Annotated in this window: 12 protein-coding genes; 7 read left to right on the top strand and 5 right to left on the bottom strand. The window is 40.1% G+C overall.

Annotated elements, in window-relative coordinates:
* Window positions 1–14: 14 nt before the first annotated feature.
* From QX565_RS16750 to QX565_RS16730, 5 genes are all read left to right on the top strand, one after another.
* Window positions 15–1,502 carry a metallopeptidase domain-containing protein gene (locus QX565_RS16750; protein ID WP_289293593.1) on the top strand — a complete coding sequence of 496 codons (1,488 nt, stop codon included), beginning with the start codon at window positions 15–17 and terminating at the stop codon, window positions 1,500–1,502.
* Window positions 1,503–1,632: 130 nt separating this feature from the next.
* On the top strand, window positions 1,633–4,758 hold the full coding sequence (locus tag QX565_RS16745) for a GH92 family glycosyl hydrolase (protein WP_289293592.1): 3,126 nt from the start codon (window positions 1,633–1,635) through the stop codon (window positions 4,756–4,758).
* 84 nt (window positions 4,759–4,842) lie between these two features.
* Entirely contained in the window at window positions 4,843–6,816 is a 1,974-nt protein-coding gene (locus tag QX565_RS16740) for a discoidin domain-containing protein (protein ID WP_289293590.1), read from the top strand.
* 115 nt (window positions 6,817–6,931) lie between these two features.
* Window positions 6,932–8,275, top strand: a complete 1,344-nt coding sequence (locus tag QX565_RS16735; RefSeq protein WP_289293588.1) for a TroA family protein — start codon at window positions 6,932–6,934, stop codon at window positions 8,273–8,275.
* 96 nt (window positions 8,276–8,371) lie between these two features.
* Window positions 8,372–11,536, top strand: a complete 3,165-nt coding sequence (locus tag QX565_RS16730) for a glycoside hydrolase family 2 TIM barrel-domain containing protein (protein WP_221649127.1) — start codon at window positions 8,372–8,374, stop codon at window positions 11,534–11,536.
* A gap of 158 nt (window positions 11,537–11,694) precedes the next feature.
* Here the strand turns inward: QX565_RS16730 and secDF are convergent, their stop codons facing one another.
* From secDF to QX565_RS16705, 5 genes are all read right to left on the bottom strand, one after another.
* Complete coding sequence (gene secDF, locus QX565_RS16725) at window positions 11,695–14,715, bottom strand: protein translocase subunit SecDF (RefSeq protein WP_289293586.1); 3,021 nt, start codon at window positions 14,713–14,715, stop codon at window positions 11,695–11,697.
* A gap of 266 nt (window positions 14,716–14,981) precedes the next feature.
* Window positions 14,982–17,069: a M3 family metallopeptidase gene (locus QX565_RS16720; protein ID WP_289293585.1), complete on the bottom strand. Its 2,088-nt coding sequence runs from the start codon at window positions 17,067–17,069 to the stop codon at window positions 14,982–14,984.
* 45 nt (window positions 17,070–17,114) lie between these two features.
* The gene (locus QX565_RS16715) at window positions 17,115–18,209 is read right to left on the bottom strand and encodes an endonuclease/exonuclease/phosphatase family protein (RefSeq protein WP_122202061.1); all 1,095 of its coding nucleotides are present in this window, start codon (window positions 18,207–18,209) and stop codon (window positions 17,115–17,117) included.
* Between the two features lie 3 nt (window positions 18,210–18,212).
* Window positions 18,213–19,112: a rhomboid family protein gene (locus tag QX565_RS16710; RefSeq protein ID WP_122202060.1), complete on the bottom strand. Its 900-nt coding sequence runs from the start codon at window positions 19,110–19,112 to the stop codon at window positions 18,213–18,215.
* Complete coding sequence (locus QX565_RS16705; RefSeq protein ID WP_221649225.1) at window positions 19,093–19,767, bottom strand: rhomboid family intramembrane serine protease; 675 nt, start codon at window positions 19,765–19,767, stop codon at window positions 19,093–19,095. The genes QX565_RS16710 and QX565_RS16705 overlap by 20 nt, the downstream gene beginning before the upstream one ends.
* 226 nt (window positions 19,768–19,993) lie before the next feature.
* Here QX565_RS16705 and QX565_RS16700 point away from each other — a divergent pair, with 226 nt between their 5' ends.
* Window positions 19,994–20,266, top strand: a complete 273-nt coding sequence (locus QX565_RS16700; RefSeq protein WP_221649131.1) for an HU family DNA-binding protein — start codon at window positions 19,994–19,996, stop codon at window positions 20,264–20,266.
* A gap of 86 nt (window positions 20,267–20,352) precedes the next feature.
* Window positions 20,353–22,146: an arginine--tRNA ligase gene (gene argS / locus QX565_RS16695; protein WP_221649132.1), complete on the top strand. Its 1,794-nt coding sequence runs from the start codon at window positions 20,353–20,355 to the stop codon at window positions 22,144–22,146.
* Window positions 22,147–22,189 lie beyond the last annotated feature (43 nt).

The raw sequence follows: 22,189 nt of genomic DNA, 5'->3' as shown, positions 1-22,189 counted from the left end.
GGGAGAATTGATTTATGAAAGATTGGAGATTTATTGTTTGTTGTTTACTGTTTGCCACGATTACCGGTGGGTTATCTGCTGAGGCCGATAACAGATGGATGGGCGAAAGAAACCGGATTGTTGTGTTGGCTCGTTTTCTTGATGATCCGGATTTTGATGAATCCGGTAGTTATTATGAAGAGTTTTTCAATGGTGCCGGAGAGATGTCGGTCCAGTCTTATATACGTACTGTATCGAATGGTAAATTGAAGGTGAACACATCTGTTTTTCCTGTACCCGGTCAAGATACTTCGGAACGTTCTTATGAATTGAAATACTGTTTTTACTGTTACGACAGTACTTGGGCAAAGAGTTTCCCTGAATGCAGGGGAAAGGATATCAGCGCAGGGCTTGCAGATGTTTCTATCGGTTTTATTATAAAAGAACTGGCTGAAAAAATAGCGGCGAAGATTGATGGAGATGTTTATGATAAAGACGGTGACGGATATATCGATGATTTTGTAATCGTTTTCCGGGGAGGTGGCCGGGGAATGGATAAAGGAGTGCATTCTCCTCAGACCGGAGAGCTTTCCGACCGTTACATTCAGGCAAACGGAGATATTGAACTGGGTGGAAAGAAAATCAGAGACTATACGATTCTTTATGAGCGGAATTCTCTGGCTACCCATTGCCGCTATCTGTTGAATAAGCTGGGATTCCCTTATTTATACCGTTCCCGTTCAGAGTATCCCCGTCCGGTTGGCATGTGGGATGTAATGGATGGGCCTGGATTAACTCTCCCTTTGGTATACAATCGTTGGAAATATTCGGGTGGTATGTGGACGGAAGAGATTCCGGCAGTCAGAAGTAACGTTACTTATACATTAAATTCTGCCAATAAACCGACAAATAATGCCTATAAAATTCTTACTGACGATCCGAATGAATTCTTTGTTCTGGAATACCGCAATAATCAGAATGTTTATGAACGCAATTTACCGGAATCCGGATTATTGATTTACCGGGTAAATACTACACAAAGCGGTTCTGTAGATCGGATTCCGGAATTTTATGTATTTCGCAAAGATGGCGGACTTAATGAGACAGGGGATTTGAATGCTGCCTTGTTCTCGGATGTAAATGGTCGAAATTTGTTTGATACAACTTCTAATCCGTATCCATTCATCAGTAACGGTGAATTGGCCGAAATTGTGATCTCAAATATTAAGGTAGAGGGAGAAACTCTGACTTTTACTACAGGGGATTTGCCCAGTTCAATAGAGGAAGTGAATTCTTCGGCCCAATTCAAGCTCTATTATAATCGTGATACCAAATTGTTGTCCGTGGTTGGTGATTGGGAAAATGTCTGTGTAAAAGGATTATCAGGGGTGGAATTAATATCTGAACAAATACCATTGGGCGGTGACTGTCATTCTGTTAGTTTATGCGGTTTACCAAAAGGGTTTTATTTGGTGGTTGTTAGCAAGGACGGCCATTCTGAAACTCGAAAGATACTGCTTTGAATTTATAAGCTATATTCAATCAGTAAATTATAAAAAATGTATGCTTTATGCTTCTGAAGTATTTTTTTAACAGTGCATACGAATTCATATTAAATTGATAATATCCAAATTGAAAAAATAAAGAGTTATTATGAGAAAGGTAATTTCCTTTTGTTTGTTGATCTGCTTTATCGCTTCTCAGGCTTCTGCCAAAGTGGTATGGACGATTGGTCGTGGAGATAATTCCGGAGCCGATTTGGCGATGGGACCCTCTGAATATAAAAAATTCCTGGCAAATGATTTCGGGTATGAAGATCGTTATTATATCATCGGTACTTCAGTGGCTAAAAAGGATTTTCCTTATGTATTACCCGGCCCCGACGATACGTGGGGAGGAACATGGCATACTTCCGGTTGGAGAACGCATGAAACGAATATTTTATTTAATGTTGCAAAATTGCCGAAGAAAGGTGAATTTAAATTGATTGTCGACTTGGTAGATGCTAATCCGACCCGTTCACTAGTGAAAGTAACAGTAAATTCAGTAGAGAGAAAATTTGAGATAAAAGGCCACTCTAAAGAAGTACTTGAAGGCGATATGAAAGAAGCGAAAGAACAAATATTGGAGTTTCCCGTTAAAGCCACCGACTTGAAGGAAGGAGGGAATACTGTTAAGATTTCGATACTTGAGGGCGGCTGGATTGTATTCGATCAGATTCGCCTGGAAGGGAACAGTGATATATTGGGTGAAAATAATGAATTTGCTTTCCTGCGTAATGTATCATCTGCTACTTATGAAATAGAACAGAATGGAGTAAAATTTCAGCCTTTGTTAGTAGATGTAGAACATCTGAAAGGGCAACCGGAATTAATGGTAAAACTTGATGGAGTAGAAATCTTTACAGCCTTGTTGGATACTGCACGTTATATTTTTGAAGTTCCGATGCCTGCTGTCAAAAAGAATAAAAAGAGTGAGTATCAGGTTTTTGCGAATAATCAGTTGCTGGAGAAAGGTTCTGTAATTCGCTCTCCTCAAACTTTACAAACTTTTGCTGACTATGTAGATACGAAAATAGGTACGGCACATTCGCGTTGGATGATTGCTCCCGGTCCTTGGATGCCGTTTAGTATGGTAAAATTGAGTCCTGATAATCAAAATGGAGGTTGGCAAGCTGGTTATCAGCCTACATTCGAAACATTAGGTTGTTTCAGTCATATTCATGAATGGACAATGGGCGGGCTTGGAATAATGCCTACGAATGGTAAACTGTTTACGCAAGTAGGTGATCAGTTCCGGCCGGATGAGGGATATCGTTCGCGTATTGATAAAAAAAGTGAAGAAGCTCCTTTGGGCTATTATAAAGTATTTCTTACTGATACGGAAATTCTAGCAGAAGTAACCGCTACGGAAAGAGCTAGTTTTCAGAAGTATACTTTTCCGAAAGACCGGGATGGACGTGTTATGATAGATTTGCATATTCAGGCGGAATATGATTATAAACTTTCGGACGTTGAAGTAGAACAAGTAAGCGATTACAGAATTGAAGGATATTGCCATCAATATTCTCCTGGTGTATGGAGTAATGATGCTGATCAGGATTATGTGGTGAATTTTGTGATAGAGTTCGACGCTCCTATCAAGAAAATAGGCGGATGGAAAAATACACAACTCGTAGATTCGAATTGTATTTCTGGAAAAGATTTGAAAGATGCCGGTTTATATGTAGAGTTTGATACACGGACACATCCGGTAGTTCAGCTTCGTACCGGTATTTCGTTTGTCAGTATAGCTAATGCGTCAGAAAATCTGCAAAAAGAGATTACCGACCGCTTTGATTGGGATTTTAATGCTGTTGTGCAGAATCAGAAGAAAGTATGGAATGACATTCTGGACCGTTTAACTATAACAACGAATGATCGTATTGAAAAAGTACGTTTCTATACAAATATGTACAGGGCACTTTGTCGTAATCTTTTTAGTGATATAAACGGTGAATGGATGTCTCCCGATGAAAAAGTGCGTAAGTTTACTAATCCGGAACATGCGGCTTTAGGATGTGATGCTTTTTGGAATTCGTTTTGGAACTTGAATCCATTCTGGAATCTTGTAACTCCGGAATGGAGTTCTAAGTGGGTGAACTCGCAACTGGCGATGTATGATTCAAACGGTTGGCTGGCCAAAGGTCCTGCCGGAATGGAGTATATCCCGGTGATGGTGGCTGAACATGAGATTCCTCTGATTGTAGCGGCATATCAGATGGGAATCCGTGATTTTGATTCGGAGAAAGCTTTCGAGGCTATGAAGAAGATGCAGACCACTCCTGCCACGCATGTTGCAGGTGGGTTTGCCGGGAATCGTGATTTGATTCCTTATCTCCAGTATAAATATGTACCTATTGAAAAAGGACGTTTCTCAAATACCTTAGAATACTCATATGATGATTGGACGGTTGGACAAATGGCTAAAGCATTGGGTAAATATACGGAGTATGATACTTTTAACGAACGTGGTTACTGGTGGAAAAATGCCATTAATCCCGAGAATGGGTTTGCGCATATGCGTGATACTGCCGGTAACTTTATATCTGACTTTGATCCGTTTCAATCGGGGCGTGATCATCATTATGTGGAAGGTAATTCTTGGCAGTTGAGTTTCTTTGTTCCTCAAGATGTTCCAGCTCTGATTAATATGTTAGGTGAGAAAAAATTTGTTGATCGTCTGAACTGGGGATTTGAAGCAAGTGAACCTTGGAGATACAATGCTCCGAATGATCAGTATTGGGATTATCCGGTAGTGCAAGGTAACCAGCAATCTATGCACTTTGCTTTCTTGTTTAATTGGGCAAATAAACCTTGGTTAACTCAGAAATGGTCTCGTTCTATCATCGATAACTATTATGGTTCCGGTATTGCCAATGCATATTTGGGCGATGAAGACCAGGGGCAAATGAGTTCATGGTTTGTGATGGCTACATTAGGGCTCTTCCAAACTGATGGAGGATGCCGTGTTGATCCCATTTACGAGATAACCAGTCCTCTTTATGAAAAAGTAGTAATCGATTTGGGCGAGCGCTATAATCGTGGCAAAACTTTTACAATTGAAGCCCGTAATGTATCCAGGAGTAATAAATATATTCAAAGTGCTACTTTGAACGGAAAAGAATTGGAACAATTTTATTTTCCGGCCTCAGAACTACTCAAGGGGGGAGAGTTAATTCTGGAAATGGGAGACAAACCAAATACTTCCTGGGGAGTAATTGAACCCTGTAAAAAATAAATGATATGATTATCCGCTTGTAGATTATTATTTGGCCTTCTAATAATGAGTTAAATTTTAATGAATCTATCAATTAATAAATAAATGATGAAGAAATTGATTTATATGCTGCTTGCTTTTTTCTGTTCGTTGTCGTTAAGTGCGGCTGGAACTGAAAATATTATTCCATTTGTCAGCGTGTCTGCTAGTAACTCGGATGGTATCATGCTGTCTGGCAATTTGGTGAACTTTTCGGGTATGTCGGAGAAATCTTTGGATGCTACGCATGACGATGCTGCCGATGGCTCTACCATGTGGTGTAGTCGGTCAGGAGTGTTGGGAGATGTGAAGCTGACATTCGATTTAAAGAAATCCTATCGTTTGCAGGGATTGTATATCTGGAATTTCAACCGACCCGGCAATTTGAACAAGGGGGTGAAGAATATGCGAATAGAATATTCCGATGACTATACCAATTGGACAGAATTGGCTGCTCCCGAAAATCCCGGTTACGTGGTTGATGCAAACTATCCGTTCCAGTTAGCACAGGCCTCCGGAATTGACGGACTGAATGCTACCAATCTGAATGATGGAAAGAATACTCCGATCCGTCTATCGGGTATTCAGGCTCGTTATGTACGTCTTCAGATTACTAAAACTATTGGTAATGGTAATTGGGGAGGTAATGCTTTCGGATTGAGTGAGGTTTTGTTTACAACTGATGAGGAGGTCAGTGATGCTTTGAATGTTACAGTCGATTTCGGGAAAATAAATAATACTTGCGGTAATATGTTATTTGGTGGATGCCAGAACCCTTCTTTACCCCATTCGCGTAAGATATTGCCTCAGTTGACAGAGGCCGGGTTCAATTGTATTCGTTGTGATATGTGGCTTGAGAAAATTTTGCCTTCCAATATAACTTATCAAGACTATATTAATAATGTAAATGATGTGCAGAATCCGGATACCTGGGACTTCTCGGACCTGGAACTGGCTGTTCGTGCCAAGAAGAGCGGGATGAAAGTAATGATGATTATTGCTTATTGTCCGGGATGGTTAGCATACAACGGAACCAGTAAAGGGGTACCGATGGATTTGGATGTTTATGCAGATATTGTTCGTAAAGTATATAGCCGTTACTACAAATATATAGACTGGGTAGAGGTCTATAATGAGCCGGGTTATTTCATGACGATTGATAAGAGCCCGTATGCATCGGCAGGAGCAGCTTTGGCGGATATTTATATGACTTGTGTAAAAGTAGTAAGGGAGATTACTCCCGATATGCCGATGGGAGGAACTTCTGTTGTGACTCATTCGGATGGTGGAGTCGGTGGCAGTACGAATCGTGATTTTTTTGCCGACATACGTATTAATAAGGATAACTTCAATTTCTATTCTCATCATGTATATGGCGATTATGGCATTCCTACAGAGCAAGAGACTGTAACAAGGGTAAAGGGACAGTTGGCAAAATTCGGCTATGGTGATTTACCGGTTTATTTCACAGAATGGAGTACATCTATTAGCAATGCTGCGGATTCGGTAACTTATATCGGAACAAAATCACATCTGTTTGTCGGGAATTGTTTGGTAAACTGGATGCGCGACGGTCTGGCAGGAGCTATGCATTGGAACTATTTACAGGCTATTGCAGAAAACGGAACGACTGAACAAGGCATTTCAGCAGATGCACACGGGCTTTATGCATGGGATGTACGCAATAAAAAAGGAAGATTACTGCCTAAAGCGTATGTATTCAGATTATTGTCGAAAACACTTGGACTCGGTATAGGTGAAAATCGGGTTGTGGAGACTGATTATACAGAAGCTGAGGAGTACTTGAATGTGGTTTCATTAATTAATAATAATGGTGAGGCCTGTACGGTTATAGTCAATAAATATCAGTATCCTGTTAAGATTGCTCTTTTTTCGGAAGCGGACTATTCAAAGATTGAAAAATATACGGTGACTTATACGGAAAGAGGAATGAATGGTGCAGAAACCGCTTTTTCTAATAAAAAAAGCCTCATAATACTGGCGCCAAACTCGGTGACAGGTATAAAATATATAAAATAAGCCGGTTGTTACCAATTAGCGAGTGAATGTTACTAGCGTGAATCCCGCTTTTTAGACTCCTCGCTAACTTGCGGTCGTTTTCAAAACAGATTGTATAACTTTAAATAACTTTATCATGAAAAGGAAAATTATTACTTTATGTACGGCAGTGTTTGCATTGGGGGTTAATGCACAAATTTCTACTCCTCTGTGGGAGGACTTTGAAGGTAGTTCTTTAGTATTAGAGAATATTTCTTATGAAGGAACGGGAGAAGAGAGGATAGGTGTTGAAGATAATCCTCAGAAGAACAGTATTAATAAATCGGAAAAGTGTTATGCGATTACTGCTACCAACCAGCATGATTGGTGGCATAAAGTAAATATGTTACCGGCCGAAGGCGTGTATTTCAAACCTGCGTCGGATAAGCACGTTTATCTTCATTTTAAAATGTATCGCACAAGAATCGGGGGGGCAAGTGAAATACATATATATGACGAAAGCGGTGTTAATCAGTTACATCAATTGATGTTCAACAATACAAAGGCAAACTCCTGGGAGGATATTGTAATTGATTTGTCGGAGTATTTGAAGAATGCTAAAGGTATTGGGAAGATAATGATACAGCCGGAGTTACAATGGGGTGGTCCGGGAGCTGTACCCGAAACAAAGTATTTATTTGATGATTTCCAATTGTTGGATACCTTCTATCCGGATGGAGCAAATAAACTTGAAATTACTGACATTGTGAACTTCGATGACCCTGATATGACAGCTACGAATTTGTTGGATTGGACTCTGTTTGATCCGAATGCTTCTTGTTCGATAGTAGATAATCCGGCTTCAGAATCTGTAAATCTGACTAAGAAAGCGTTGTGCTATAATAAACCTGCTTCTGCTACATGGTGGCATGCTTTGCAATTGCCGATTAATGGTTATGTTAAGGCATCTTATCCGAATACAAATCTTCACATTATGATGTATACGGGTGGACAAACAGTCAGAGTTATTGTTAAGGATCATATGGGTAATCAGGCTAGATCTGAATATATGCCTTATGATGCAAATGCTTGGGAAGATTTTGTTATGGATATATCCGAACTGAAAGGTGAATCGATTGCTGCTATCGAATTTCTATTCGGATTCAATGGCGAAGATAATTGGGATAATCCTGCCGGTAAGTTCTATATCGATGAAATCGTGTTGAATGATGAATTTGATGGACGTGAAGAGGTCTCAACCGGCTTGCAGAATGTGAATGATACTGAAACAGCGGTAAGGATTTATTCGGTAGATGGAACTATTTATGCAAAAGGTAACGGTTTAAACAAGGTAAATGTATATTCGGTGGATGGAATAGCGGTTGGTGAGAAAATCGGAGATATAAATGAAGCTTCTGTTATATTGCCCCGTGGCATGTATGTAGTGAAAGCACAGACTGTAAATGGTGATGTAGTGACACGAAAGATTGTAAATGAATAATATAGGTTAATCAATAGGTATTATACTCCCTGATGCATTAATGTGGAAATATTTATGTATCGGGGAGTTATTGTTTGTTTTAAAATATAGGAGAGAATGAAGATTATATATATTGTATTATGTATGCTTGGTATATCTGCATCTGCACAGCAGAAAGAGTATGAAAATCCTCGTATAACCGGGATAAACAGAGAAGACGGACGTGCTACGTTTTGGTATTATTCGGATAGAAATGAAGCATTGAGAGGGGGATATGAGAATGCTCCGGATAATATATTGCTGAATGGTAAATGGAAATTCCATTTTTGCGACAAACCTACCGAACGTTTGGCTGACTTTTATCAGATGGACTTTGATGTGTCTCAGTGGGATGATATTGATGTACCAGGTAGTTGGCCTTTACAAGGGTATGATAAACCTTTGTATATGAATCATCCTTACGAATTTAATTATGTGAATCCTTATCCGTATCGTGTTCCTACGGAATGGAATCCTGTAGGAGCATTCCGGCGTACAATTCATGTACCTTTGGCATGGAAGAACAAACGTGTGGTACTTCATCTGGGAGCTGTCAAGTCTGCTTTTTATATTTGGGTGAATGGGCAAAAGGTTGGGTATTCTCAGGATTCTAAGATGCAGGCGGAGTTTGATGTAACTTCTTACATACAATATGGGAAAGAGAATGTGATAGCTCTTGAAGTCTATCGCTTTTCCATTGGTTCTTATTTGGAATGCCAGGACTTTTGGCGATTGGCGGGTATAAAAAGAGATGTATGGTTATATGCTACATCTCCGGTGTTTCTAAAAGATTTCTTTGTTATAGGAGATTTGGATAAACAATACAAGAACGGTCTGTTGGAATTGAACTATACGCTAAAAAATACTCAGGCACGGAAAACCTCGGTTAATGTCTCTTTCTCTTTAGTTAATAAAGAGAATAAAGAAGTCTGGGGAGAAAAACAAACCATTACCTTGTCCGGATTGAAAGAACAAAATATGAATTTGGAAAAGGTAATTGAGAACTGTACACACTGGACTGCTGAAACACCGTATTTATATACATTATTAATTGGGATAGAGGAGATAGATGGTAAAACCACGTATAGCTCATGTAAAGTAGGATTTCGTAAAGTCGAAATAAAGAATGCACAGCTTTTGGTAAATGGGGTTCCTATCTATATAAAAGGAGCTAACCGACATGAACATCATCCTAAATATGGACATTATATTCCTCGTGAAACAATGGAGAAGGATATTGAGTTGATGAAACAATTTAATATCAATGCGATTCGTACCTGTCATTATCCGTGCGATCCCTATTTCTATGAGCTGTGTGATAAATATGGGATATATGTAGTTGATGAGGCTAATATTGAATCGCATGGTTTGGGAGCGGCTTTACAGAATGTAATAGATCCTCAAAAACACATAGCCTGTGATCCCGAATGGACAGATATTCATTTGGATCGTATGAATCGTATGTTTCAGAGAGATAAAAACCATCCTTCAGTTATTATCTGGTCTATGGGTAATGAATGTGGTGACGGCCTCAATTTTATCGAAGGTTATAAAATGCTGAAAACACTTGATAAGAGTCGGTTGGTACAGTTTGAGCAGGCAGGGACTTTACCGCATACGGATATTTATTGTCCCATGTATATGAAAGGAGAGATTATGAAGAACTATGCCTTGTCGCCCGATACTCGTATGCCTCTCATTCAATGTGAGTATGCACATTCTATGGGTAATAGTCTTGGGAATTTTCAGGATTACTGGGATCTGATAGAGACTTATCCGGTGTTACAAGGTGGTTTTGTATGGGATTTTGTAGATCAGGGAATGGATGCGTATCGTAATGGGGTACATTACTATGAGTACGGAGGTGGATTTGGTCAGGAAAAGATTCGTAATGATGGGGCATTTTGTATTAATGGATTGTTTTCTCCGGATAGAAAACCTAATCCCCATGCGTATGAGGCTAGGAAAGTTTTACAAAGCTTGCGCGTACGGCGTAGTAAATTGGGAGAGAAGATGTTTGAAGTGACAAATACGTTTTCATTTACCAATGCTGATAAATATCAGTTGGTGTGGAATGTTTTGCAGGATGGGAACGTAGTAGAAAGTGGTAGTATACCGTTTGCATTAACGCCTCGCGCAACTGGCTTGTTGACTATACCCTATCAAACGATTCTTTCTGATCAATATGAATACTTTTTGAATGTCGAATTCAAGCAAAAGGAAGCAGACGGTTTGTTGCCTAAGGGTTGGACAGTCGCTTATGATCAGATTCCATTGAACCGTTCGGCTAAAAAAATGACCGTTGATACGCTAAGCCAAACATTGACTTATTGGGAGAATGATACTGTGATCGGTATAAAAGGAGAACGTGGGCTGAATTTGCTTTTTGATAAACAAAAAGGTGGATTGAAATCTTTGCAATATGAGAATTTTGACTATCTGAAATCTTCCCTTCTACCCGATTTTTGGCGTGTTAATACAGATAATGATGACTGGGATAGTGAGAACAATGTCTGGAAAGATGCAGCTTCTAAAATGAAAGTATTACAGGTTACAGCAGAACCTGTTGCTGCTGTGTCTAAGAGAATAAAGCAATATGGTCAGATAAAGGTACATATTAAAACTCAATTTACTGTTTCGGATAAACCCCAGCACACTATTTTCTTTGATACGGATTACACAGTGTATGCTGATGGTACGATACGAGTAGATAACTATTTTACACCGAATTATTATAATGGAGAATCCAATATGTCCATTCCCCGGATAGGACAGGTTGCCAATATAAATTCAGAACTTTCATTGGCACAATGGTATGGACGTGGTCCTTGGGAGAACTATTCGGATCGTAAAACTGCTGCATTAGTAGGAAGATATGAGATACCGGTTTATGAACTTCCTTATAACTATATCCGTCCGCAAGAGAATGGGTATCGTACAGATGTTCGTTGGTTGCAATTAAAGAGTCCCAATGGACATGTTTTGAAAGTAACAGGTGAACCAATATTCTGTTTTAATATTCAGTTTACGGGACAGAACGGATATTTTACTAAAGAAGGTACACGGATGCGTTCGTCAGTAGATATGGTAGAAGAGAAAGATTATTATCTGAATATTGATTATGCACAAAAAGGAGTAGGCGGTGATAATTCTTGGGGAAAGCCTGTACATTCCGAATATTTGGTTCTGTTGAGATATCATGCTTATAGCTTTTGGCTACAACCGGAGTTGTTATCTTTTTAAGGTTATCACCCTTTCAGCGCATAAGAACTCTTTTATTGGATAGCTATTTTCTGTAAGTTTCTATTCCAGTATTATAAAGTCTCAGCCTTATTATAAAAAAGAAGAGGAGAAAGCTATCATAACTTTCTCCTCTTCTTTTTTATATAAGTTGTCTGTTATTATTCTACAGCAACAGTCGCAGTTTCTGCCGTTTCTTTCTTTTTACTCATCATTGTATAGGCAATAGGAGAAGCAATGAACAGAGAAGACAGTGTACCGATAACAACACCCAGGATCATTGCGAATGCGAAGCTGCGGATAGAGTCACCGCCCAGGATGAAGATACACAGCAACACGATCAATGTACTCAATGAAGTATTAATAGTACGGGCCAATGTTGTATTCAGTGAGTCATTGAACAGCAAACGTTTGTTACGTTTCGGATACAAATTGAAGAACTCACGCACACGGTCAAAGATTACCACCTTATCATTGATAGAGTAACCGATAGCTGTCAGGATAGCACCAATAAATGTCTGGTCAATTTCCAGTGAGAACGGAACCAATCCCCACAACAGCGAATAAGCACCGATAATCATCACAGTATCGCATGTCAATGCTACCACAGAACCCACACTATAAGCAATATTGCGGAAGCGAAGCAGGATATACAGACCGATAGCAATCAGAGCCAGAACAACAGACCAGATAGCAGATGTTTTGATATCGTCTGCAATACTCGGACCTACCTTTTGTGAACTGACAATACTACCACCTGTATGGTTGTCACGGTCAATGAAAGTTGCTAATGAAATGTTTTGAGTTAACAATGGTTTCAGTGTTTCGTACAGATATGCCTCAATCTCAGAATCTACATTATTACCTTCTTCTTCGATGCGGTAGTTAGTACTGATACGAACGGTTTTCTTGTCAGTACCGATAGAGATTACACTTACATTGGCATCACCGAATTTACTTGCAATCAATTCACGTACCTGTTCCGGTTCTACTTGTTGTTCAAACTGCACCTTGAAGTTACGTCCACCGGTGAAGTCGATACTCTGACTCAAACCACGGATTGCGAATGAAGCAATACATACCAGAATGATAACACCTGTGATTATGAAGTAACGTTTATTGTTCTTCATGAAGTCGAAATGAGTATTTACCAGCAGATTCTTAGAGATTGCAGAGGTAAATGTCAGATTCAACAACTTGTCTTTATTCATGAAGTGTTCGTAAACGATACGAGTCATGAATACTGCTGTAAAGAATGAGCAGAGGATACCGATAATCAAGGTAGTGGCAAAACCACGGATAGGACCTGTACCAAAGTTAAACAGGATAATACCGGTGATGATTGAAGTTAAGTTGGAGTCGAAAATTGCAGAGAATGCATTTGAGTAACCATCGGCTAATGCTTTCTTTACACCTTTACCACTACGCAACTCTTCTTTCGTACGTTCATAGATAAGTACGTTTGCATCTACTGCCATACCAAGTGAAAGCACCATACCGGCAATACCCGACATTGTCAGTGCTGCCTGGAAGGATGAAAGAATACCCAGCGTGAAGAAGAAATTGAGGAACAATGCACCATTAGCAATCATGCCCGGGATAAATCCGTACATAGCACACATGTAAATCATTAGCAGGATAAGTGCCACAACGAATGAGAATACACCTGCGTTGATAGATTCCTGACCTAATGACGGACCTACGATATCTTCCTGTACAATGTGTGCAGGAGCAGGCATCTTACCTGACTTCAAAACGTTTGCTAAGTCTTTTGATTGTTCCGGAGTAAAGTTACCTGTGATGATTGAGTTACCACCTGTGATTTCTGTACTTACGTTCGGAGCAGAGTATACATAATTATCAAGTACGATAGCAATGGAACGTCCAATATTTTGCTTGGTCAATTGTGCCCAACGGCGTGCACCGTCAGAGTTCATAGACATGCTTACAGACGGTTTACCGTGTTGATCGTAATCGTCTTTTGCATCTGTTACTACATCACCTTCAAGTGGAGCTTTGCCATTACGTTCAGTAGACTTGATAGCATACAATTCGAAAATTTGTCCTTTCGGAGCGAAGTCAGCTGCAGCAACACCCCATTTTAAGCGCAAGTCTTTGGGAAGTTCAGCCATTACTTCTTTCATGGAGAGGTATCTGTTTATCTCAGCAGTGTCTTTATGATTGGCGTAACCAATGATAGGACCCTGACCACTTGTATTCAACTGCAAAATAGCCAACAATGGATGCTCTTTCTTGATTTGCTCCATGTTGCTGGAAGCTTCTTGCTTGTCACCTTTCAGTGTGGCCTTAATACTGTCAGTAACGCTAATGGCTTTTGCAGGAGCTGCTTCTGCTACAACTTCTTCTGTAACGGTTGTGGTAGTATCGGTTACTACAGAGCTTGCCAAAACATTACGTATTCTGCTGTCTACAGCTTCCATAACAGGCAATACTTCTTTGGCTGTATATGTTTCCCAAAATTCCAGGTTGGCAGAACCTTGAAGAAGTTTTCTCACACGTTCCGGCTCTTTGATACCCGGAAGTTCTACCATGATGCGTCCCATTTTATCTTCGAGGCTTTGGATATTGGGTTGAACCACACCAAAACGGTCGATACGGGTACGGAGTACGTTATAAGAGTTCTCTACGGCTGCTTTTACCTCAGAACGTAATACTTTCTCTACTTCAGCATCAGATGATTTCTGGTTAACTTTGTCTTTCAACTGTTGTGTCGCGAAAAGTTCAGAAAGTTTGGCGTCCGGTGCTATTCTGCGATATTCCTTAACGAATAGGGTGATCACATCGTCCTGGCTGTTGACAGCTTGTTTGGCAGCAGTTGCCAATGCCTGATTGAAGTTTTCATCAGGTTTGTTGTCAGCCAGTGCTTTAATAACATCAGGTACCGATACTTCAAGGATGACGTTCATACCACCTTTAAGGTCCAGACCTAAACTAATCTCCATTTCACGACATTGTTTCAGCGTGTAATTCCACTTCCATATTTTCCAGACTGGCTCATTAGCGAGAGAGTCCAGGTATTCTTGTTCTACTTTAGCATTGCCATTCGCTACTTCTTTTGCCTTATTAGTATAGTGGCGGGGAACGAAGGAAAAAAAGAGGGAGAACACGCATACCAGCGTGAGAAGTACCGCAAAAACTTTTACAAATCCTTTGTTTTGCATTTTACTTTTAATTTATTATGATTACTTTTTAATTTAATTCTGTCGCATATAAGGCTGCAAATATAGTTTTTTTTTCACATTCAGTGGTAATTAGGAGTCAAATATTTGAGGTTTAGGGCACATTTTGCTCCTAATGTAGAAATTTATCCGGGAGAAACAAAATATCCCCGGAGGATTCTGAATTACCTCAGGGGATATTAAAGTTTACTTGAAGTTAAAAAAGCTCAGCATTCAGCTTGTTATTTTTAACCTTAGATTATTTTTCATTACTTCATACCTCTGTTTTTCAACATCGGTTCCAGTTGTGGCTCTGTTCCGCGGAAGTTTTTATAGAGTACCATCGGATCTTCACTGTTTCCTTTTTCAAGTACGTTGTGGCGGAACAAATTAGCTGTTGTTTTATCAAAGATACCATTCTCTTTGAAGGCTTCAAAGGCATCATTGTCCAAAACGTTGGCCCAGAGGTAACTATAGTAACCAGCGGCATATCCGCCAATGATGTGGTTGAAATACGTTGTGCGATAACGTGGTGCTATTTCAGGAATAAGTCCGAGCTTATCCATTATTTCTTTTTCATAGGAAATTACATCCAGATTCTTTACATCAGTAAGGTTGTGAAGATTCATGTCTAAGATAGCAGCTGCGAGTAATTCTGTTGTCATGAATCCCTGGTTGAAGGTCTTTTGTTTCAGAATCTTGTCGATGATTGAATTAGGAATGATTTCGCCGGTTTGGTAATGTTTTGCATACATCTTCAGTACTTCTGGTTCGGTAGCCCAGTGTTCATTGATTTGTGAAGGAAGTTCTACAAAATCGCGTACAACATTGGTTCCTGAGATACCTTGGTAATTACATTTGGTCAGTAGGCCATGAAGCCCGTGTCCGAATTCATGGAAGAGTGTTTCTACTTCGTCCATGGTAAGTAATGATGGGGTATTACCTACAGGTTTAGTGAAGCTGGCAACATTACAAACCAGTGGACGGATGTCCCCTTTTTGTTCGCGATAATTACTCATCCATGCACCACCGCTCTTTCCGGGACGGGGATAATAGTCTACATAGAAGATACCCAGTTGGGAGCCATCTGCGTCTTTTACTTCAAATACTTCCACATCGGGATGATATACAGGAATATTTGATAATTTGGTCAGAGTGATGCCATATAGCTTATTAGCTACTGCGAAAGCACCTTCACGTACATTTTCCAGTTTGAAATAAGGTTTGGTTTCTTCTTCATCCAGGTTGTATTTTTCTTTGCGGAGTTTTTCGGTATAATACCACCAGTCCCAAGGCGCTAACTTTTCACCTTTACCTTCTTTATCCATTAGCTTTTGCAATTCAGCAGCTTCTGCTTTAGCTTTAGGGAGCGAATAGCTCCATAAGTTATTGAGGAAGTCCATAACAGTGGCTGAATTTTTAGCCATTGTATTATCCAGAACGAAGTTTGAATAACAGTCAAAACCGAGTAAATTGGCTTTTTCAAGACGGAGGCTAACTATTTTGGTAATTATCTCTTTGTTGTCGTTTTTGTCATTGTTATTGCCACGGTTTATATAGGCTTGGTATATTTTCTCACGAAGTGGGCGATTTTCTGAATATTGGAGAAAAGGCAGGCGGCTGGCATTGTGTAATGTAAACAACCATTTTCCTTCTTGTCCGGCAGTTTTTGCCTCTTCGGCTGCACTTTGGCGGAACCATTCGGGTAAGCCGGCAAGATCTTCTTCCTTATCTACGAATAACTGGAAGGTATTATTCTCATTCAGGATATTGTTGCTGAATGTGATGCCAAGAGTAGAAAGTTCCTTATTGACTTCGCGTAAGCGCGCTTGTTTCTCAGCAGAAAGATTAGCTCCTGACCGTACAAAGCTTTTATAGGTTTTGTCCAGCAGGCGTTCTTGCTCTGTAGTGAGATGCAGGTCGTTCTTTTGTTGATATACGTTATTTACTTTTGCGAATAGCTCTTGGTTGAGGGAAATGTTATCACTATGTTCAGAGAGTACCGGAGCCATTTTTATAGATAATTCGGTCAGTTCATCTGTTGTTTCTGCATCGGTCATATTGAAAAAGATAGCACTGACACGATCCAGAATAGGCGAACTGTTATCCAGCGCTACAATTGTGTTTTCAAATGTAGGCGCTTCCGGATTTTCGATAATGGCTTTGATATTTTGATTTTGCTCTTCTATTCCTTTCAGAAAAGCGGGTTCGTAATGTTCCAGTTTGATTTTATCGAAAGCCGGAACACCATACTCGGTTTGAAACTCGGTAAAGAACGGATTATTATCCGTTTTTGTAGCACAGGAGTACATCATACAACTTGCAGCTAAAATGATTACTGTTTTCTTTATTTCCATAGGTATTGCTATTGGGTATTGTCATTCGTTTCATTGGTTATGGATTTATCGTTTGGTGATGTAACACCAGATGGGATAATGATCAGAATCTTTGATAGAACGGTCTACTGTGCAGTTATAGGCTTTTAGATTCTTACTGATAAGAATATTGTCTATCCTGAAATAGAATTTATTCTGATTATAAGAGATGCCCAATCCTTGTCCGGATTCGGTGAAGGCATCGTCCAGATTTTCTGCGATAACCCGGTGAGTATAAGAGATAGCAGTGTCATTAAAGTCGCCACATACGATGATATACGGATGGCGAGATTTGGCTATTTCGGCTGCAATGACGTCCGCCTGTTTAGAACGGATGGCAGATGCTTCTGCCAGTTTACCAACCAGATGGCGGGTGCCGCTTTTCACTTTATGAGCGTTTGGGTCTTTCAGCATTTCTTCATATACAACTTTGTCTTCCTTGGTCAGTTTGTTCGATTCCAGATGGTTGTTAATGAGGGTGATTGTATCTCCGTTAACTTTCAATTCATAAATTGCAGAACCATTATAACTACTTTCATATTGCAGTTCTCGTGCTGAAAGGATAGGATATTTTGAATAGATGGCTATCCGGTTATTGCTGATTTCTTTACCTACACGTTGAATATGCCGGTAAGGATAAGCTTTCATACCCTTTTCTACTTCTTTTGCATTCAGGTGTATCTTGGCTGTTGAAGAAACATTGTGCTCTTGCAGGCAAACGATATCGGCATTATTGGCGCGGATATATTCGAGTACAGGGTTTTTGCCATTCTCTTTTTCCATGTTTCCAAAAGACATGATATTGTAGGAGAGTATTTTAATACTCCCTTCGGGAATATCTGATGTATGGATATTAATAGGGAAATACGTCCGGATCTGAGGATAGCAGAAGGCAAAGCCGAGAATGGGCAGAAGTGCAAACTTGTAACGCACCATCAGCCAAAAGATGAGAAAACAGAGGTTGATGACCAGAAATATGGGAAAAGTGAGTCCCATACACGACTCAACCGGATGCACCACAGGGTGAATATACGGACTATAAGCTGTTAATAAAAGAATCCCGACAAAGAATGCGTTGACAGCTAAAATCAGATAAGTGAAGACTTTTCCGATGTGTTTCATGCTTTATTTTTTGCTTGCATCAAAAAGACTTTTTTTCTCTGCGGTAGTGAGACTCTCGTATCCTGATTTCTTTAATTTATCGAGTATACGGTCTACTTCGTCCGACTGAGCTTTTTTGCGGGCATTGTAGTCGTAGTCTTGTTCACGGCTGTAATTGCCATAGTGAACCTTCATCTTGGGCTTACGCTTCCAGGTCTTTTTATCGAACAAAGAAGAAATGCCATCCAATATTTTATTAATCCAGGCTGTAATATCTGTACCTTTGCTAAGGCTGGCAGCAAACCAAAGTCCGGCCAATGCTCCGCCCAGGTGAGCGATATGTCCGCCTGCATTACTGGAAGTGATAAACAGCAAGTCTGTGAGTACTACGATCAGAGCTAAATATTTTAAGCGGATAGTACCGAAGAGAAAAAGGCGTACCGGGTAGTTAGGTTCCCGATAAGCAGTTGCCACTACGATCGCAAGTACGGAGGCAGAAGCTCCCACTAAAGTTGATATTTCTACCATTGGGTAGAAGTAGGGGAAAATATTGTAGGAAATCATGTATAACAATCCACCGCAGATTCCTCCCAGAATATACAGTCCGCGCAAATGCTTTCCCGAGAAAAAGTAGAGGAACAATTGTCCGAACCAGTAGAGCCAAAGCATATTGAACAGGATATGCATGAAACCTGCATGCATAAACATATACGTAAACAAGGACCAGGGCTGGAAGATAAACCGGGTGAAGGAAGCCGGAAGTGCCAGCAGTTCAAATATACCGTCTGCACTCCTATTAAAAAGTAACAGAAAGATATTAATCAATGTAGTTGCTACAAAAACTCCTACGTTGATGTATATCAGTTGGATAAAGACGTTTCCTCTTCGGAAAGCTTCTTTTAAATCAGCTATAATATGTGCCATGATCGTTATTCTTTTTTCTCCAGTACATAATCAGAATAAATCCGAATATCATTCCTCCCAAATGGGCAAAATGTGCTACGTTATCATTGGGGTTATTGGCGAATCCCGAGTACAGCTCAATTAGAGCATATCCGATGACAAAGTATTTGGCTTTGATGGGGAACGGAAGTGGGAAGATAAACAATTGCTGATTTGGAAATAGCATTCCGAATGCAAGCAGAATTGCATATACGGCTCCCGAAGCTCCTACGGTATTCATCATGTTCAGATACTCACTCATCGGTATGGTCCCGCTAATGGTTTGAACCATAGTATATCCGGATAATACGGTTTTATATTCAACAAATTGTACAATCTCCTGTATAAGTCCTGCCCCGATACCACAAGCAATATAGTAAAAGAGAAAACGTTTGGGACCCCACACTTGTTCGAGGATACGACCGAACATCCACACGGCAAACATGTTAAAAAAGAGATGTGTGAATCCTCCGTGCATGAACATATAGGTGATTAACTGTGCAGGGTTAAAACTGTCGGCCATGAAGAAATGCAAACCCAGATAATCCGCGAGATCTATACCATAACTTTGAGCTACGATGGTTCCTAAATAAAGCAGTACATTGATAATTATCAGGTTTTTAGTAATTGTAGGCATCATATGTTTGAATTTCTTTTTATGCTAAATAATTAAGTAATGGTCGCAAAAGTACGAATAAATTCTGTTTTAAAACAGAAAAAGTGGTCGCTATTAGTTCTTTTTCAGCAAATTGCTGTGTTTTTTGGATGTTTTTATTTGATATATTGTTTTGTTACTCTATATTTGTGAGGAATTTACGTCTATCTTTTGTGTAACATATATATTAATTAATCATTTACGAATTATGAATAAGGCTGAACTTATTAATGCTATCGCAGCAGAGTCGGGCTTGAGCAAAGCAGATTCTAAAAAAGCACTTGAGGCTTTTGTGTCTTCAGTAACGAATGCTCTGAAGGGTGGTGACAAAGTTTCTTTGGTTGGTTTTGGAACTTTTGCAGTGACTGAAAGAGCTGAAAGAACCGGTATTAATCCATCTACGAAACAGGCTATCACTATCCCGGCAAAGAAAGTTGCTAAGTTTAAAGCAGGTGCAGAATTGTCTGAAGCTGTTGAATAAGCTATATAGTTGAAAGATTTACAAAAAAGGAGGCGTGCTAACGCCTCCTTTTTTGTATCTTTGCGCGCAGAAAAAAAATGTAACCTATGAATATAGAGAATAAACTTGTGGATTCCGTAATAAACGGACTGAAAGCCCTTTACGGTCAGGAGATATCTGCCGCGCAGGTGCAGTTGCAGAAAACTAAAAAAGAATTTGAAGGACATCTGACCCTGGTTGTGTTCCCTTTTCTGCGTATGTCGAAGAAAGGACCGGAGCAGACTGCACAGGAAATCGGTGAGTATTTGCAGGCCAATGAGCCGGCAGTAGCTGCTTTTAATGTGATTAAAGGTTTCCTGAACTTGACTATTGCCTCTTCTGCATGGATTGAACTGTTGAATGTGATTCATGCCGATGAACAATACGGAATCACTGCCGCAGATGATAATTCTCCGTTAGTAATGATTGAGTACTCTTCTCCTAACACCAATAAACCGCTTCACTTGGGTCATGTACGTAATAACCTGTTGGGTAATGCACTTGCCAATATTGTGATGGCGAACGGCAACAAGGTGGTAAAAACCAATATTGTGAATGATCGCGGTATTCATATCTGTAAGTCTATGCTGGCATGGAAACTTTATGGCAACGGTGAGACTCCTGAGTCGTCCGGGAAGAAAGGAGACCATCTGGTAGGTGACTATTACGTCTCTTTTGATAAGCATTATAAGGCTGAAGTGGCTGAGCTCATGAAAGGTGGTATGACAAAGGAAGAGGCCGAAGCTGCTTCTCCGTTGATGAATGAAGCCCGTGAAATGCTGGTGAAGTGGGAAGCCGGTGATCCGGAGGTACGCGCCTTGTGGACAATGATGAATAACTGGGTATATGCCGGGTTTGATGAAACTTATCGTAAGATGGGAGTTAGCTTTGACAAGATATACTATGAGTCTAATACATATCTCGAGGGAAAAGAAAAAGTCATGGAAGGACTGGAGAAAGGCTTTTTCTACAAGAAGGAAGACGGTTCGGTGTGGGCCGACCTGACGGGTGAAGGACTTGACCATAAACTCTTGCTTCGTGCGGATGGTACTTCTGTTTATATGACTCAGGATATCGGTACAGCCAAGCTTCGTTTTGCCGACTATCCTATTGATAAGATGATTTATGTGGTAGGTAACGAACAGAATTATCATTTCCAGGTACTTTCTATTCTACTTGATAAGTTGGGATTTGAATGGGGTAAGAGCCTTGTGCATTTCTCTTATGGTATGGTTGAACTACCTGAGGGTAAAATGAAATCCCGTGAAGGAACCGTTGTCGATGCGGATGATCTGATGGAGGAGATGATTGCTACAGCAAAAGAGACCTCGCAGGAACTTGGGAAACTGGACGGACTGACAAAAGAAGAAGCAGATGATATCGCCCGTATTGTAGGTTTAGGTGCATTGAAGTACTTTATTCTTAAAGTAGATGCACGTAAAAATATGACCTTCAACCCGAAAGAGTCTATTGACTTTAACGGGAATACAGGTCCGTTCATTCAGTATACATATGCACGTATTCAGTCGGTACTCCGCAAGGCTGCCGAGAGTGGTATTGTTATACCTGCGCAACTTCCTTCAGGCATCGAATTAAGTGAAAAAGAAGAAGGACTTATTCAGATGGTAGCCGACTTTGCTGCTGTTGTAGCACAGGCCGGAACGGATTATAGCCCATCTGTTATTGCCAACTATACATATGATTTGGTGAAAGAATATAACCAGTTCTATCACGACTTTAGTATCTTGCGTGAAGAGAACGAGGCGGTAAAAGTATTCCGTGTCGCTTTATCTGCCAATGTGGCTAAGGTTGTTCGTCTTGGCATGGGATTGCTGGGAATTGAGGTTCCTGCAAGAATGTAAGGATTTCAGTGAACAAAACAGAGCGTGCGGGAGTTCTTTAGTT

The organism is Bacteroides sp. 41_26 (assembly GCF_949740115.1).
Classification (GTDB): Bacteria; Bacteroidota; Bacteroidia; order Bacteroidales; family Bacteroidaceae; genus Bacteroides; species Bacteroides nordii.
This window is presented reverse-complemented; position numbering and strand designations above follow the sequence as displayed.

Coding starts and splice junctions, on each gene's coding strand:
- QX565_RS16750 (WP_289293593.1), top strand. CDS start 15: ATGAAAGATTGGAGATTTATTGTTTGTTGTTTACTGTTTGCCACGATT.
- QX565_RS16745 (WP_289293592.1), top strand. CDS start 1,633: ATGAGAAAGGTAATTTCCTTTTGTTTGTTGATCTGCTTTATCGCTTCT.
- QX565_RS16740 (WP_289293590.1), top strand. CDS start 4,843: ATGATGAAGAAATTGATTTATATGCTGCTTGCTTTTTTCTGTTCGTTG.
- QX565_RS16735 (WP_289293588.1), top strand. CDS start 6,932: ATGAAAAGGAAAATTATTACTTTATGTACGGCAGTGTTTGCATTGGGG.
- QX565_RS16730 (WP_221649127.1), top strand. CDS start 8,372: ATGAAGATTATATATATTGTATTATGTATGCTTGGTATATCTGCATCT.
- secDF (WP_289293586.1), bottom strand. CDS start 14,715: ATGCAAAACAAAGGATTTGTAAAAGTTTTTGCGGTACTTCTCACGCTG.
- QX565_RS16720 (WP_289293585.1), bottom strand. CDS start 17,069: ATGGAAATAAAGAAAACAGTAATCATTTTAGCTGCAAGTTGTATGATG.
- QX565_RS16715 (WP_122202061.1), bottom strand. CDS start 18,209: ATGAAACACATCGGAAAAGTCTTCACTTATCTGATTTTAGCTGTCAAC.
- QX565_RS16710 (WP_122202060.1), bottom strand. CDS start 19,112: ATGGCACATATTATAGCTGATTTAAAAGAAGCTTTCCGAAGAGGAAAC.
- QX565_RS16705 (WP_221649225.1), bottom strand. CDS start 19,767: ATGCCTACAATTACTAAAAACCTGATAATTATCAATGTACTGCTTTAT.
- QX565_RS16700 (WP_221649131.1), top strand. CDS start 19,994: ATGAATAAGGCTGAACTTATTAATGCTATCGCAGCAGAGTCGGGCTTG.
- argS (WP_221649132.1), top strand. CDS start 20,353: ATGAATATAGAGAATAAACTTGTGGATTCCGTAATAAACGGACTGAAA.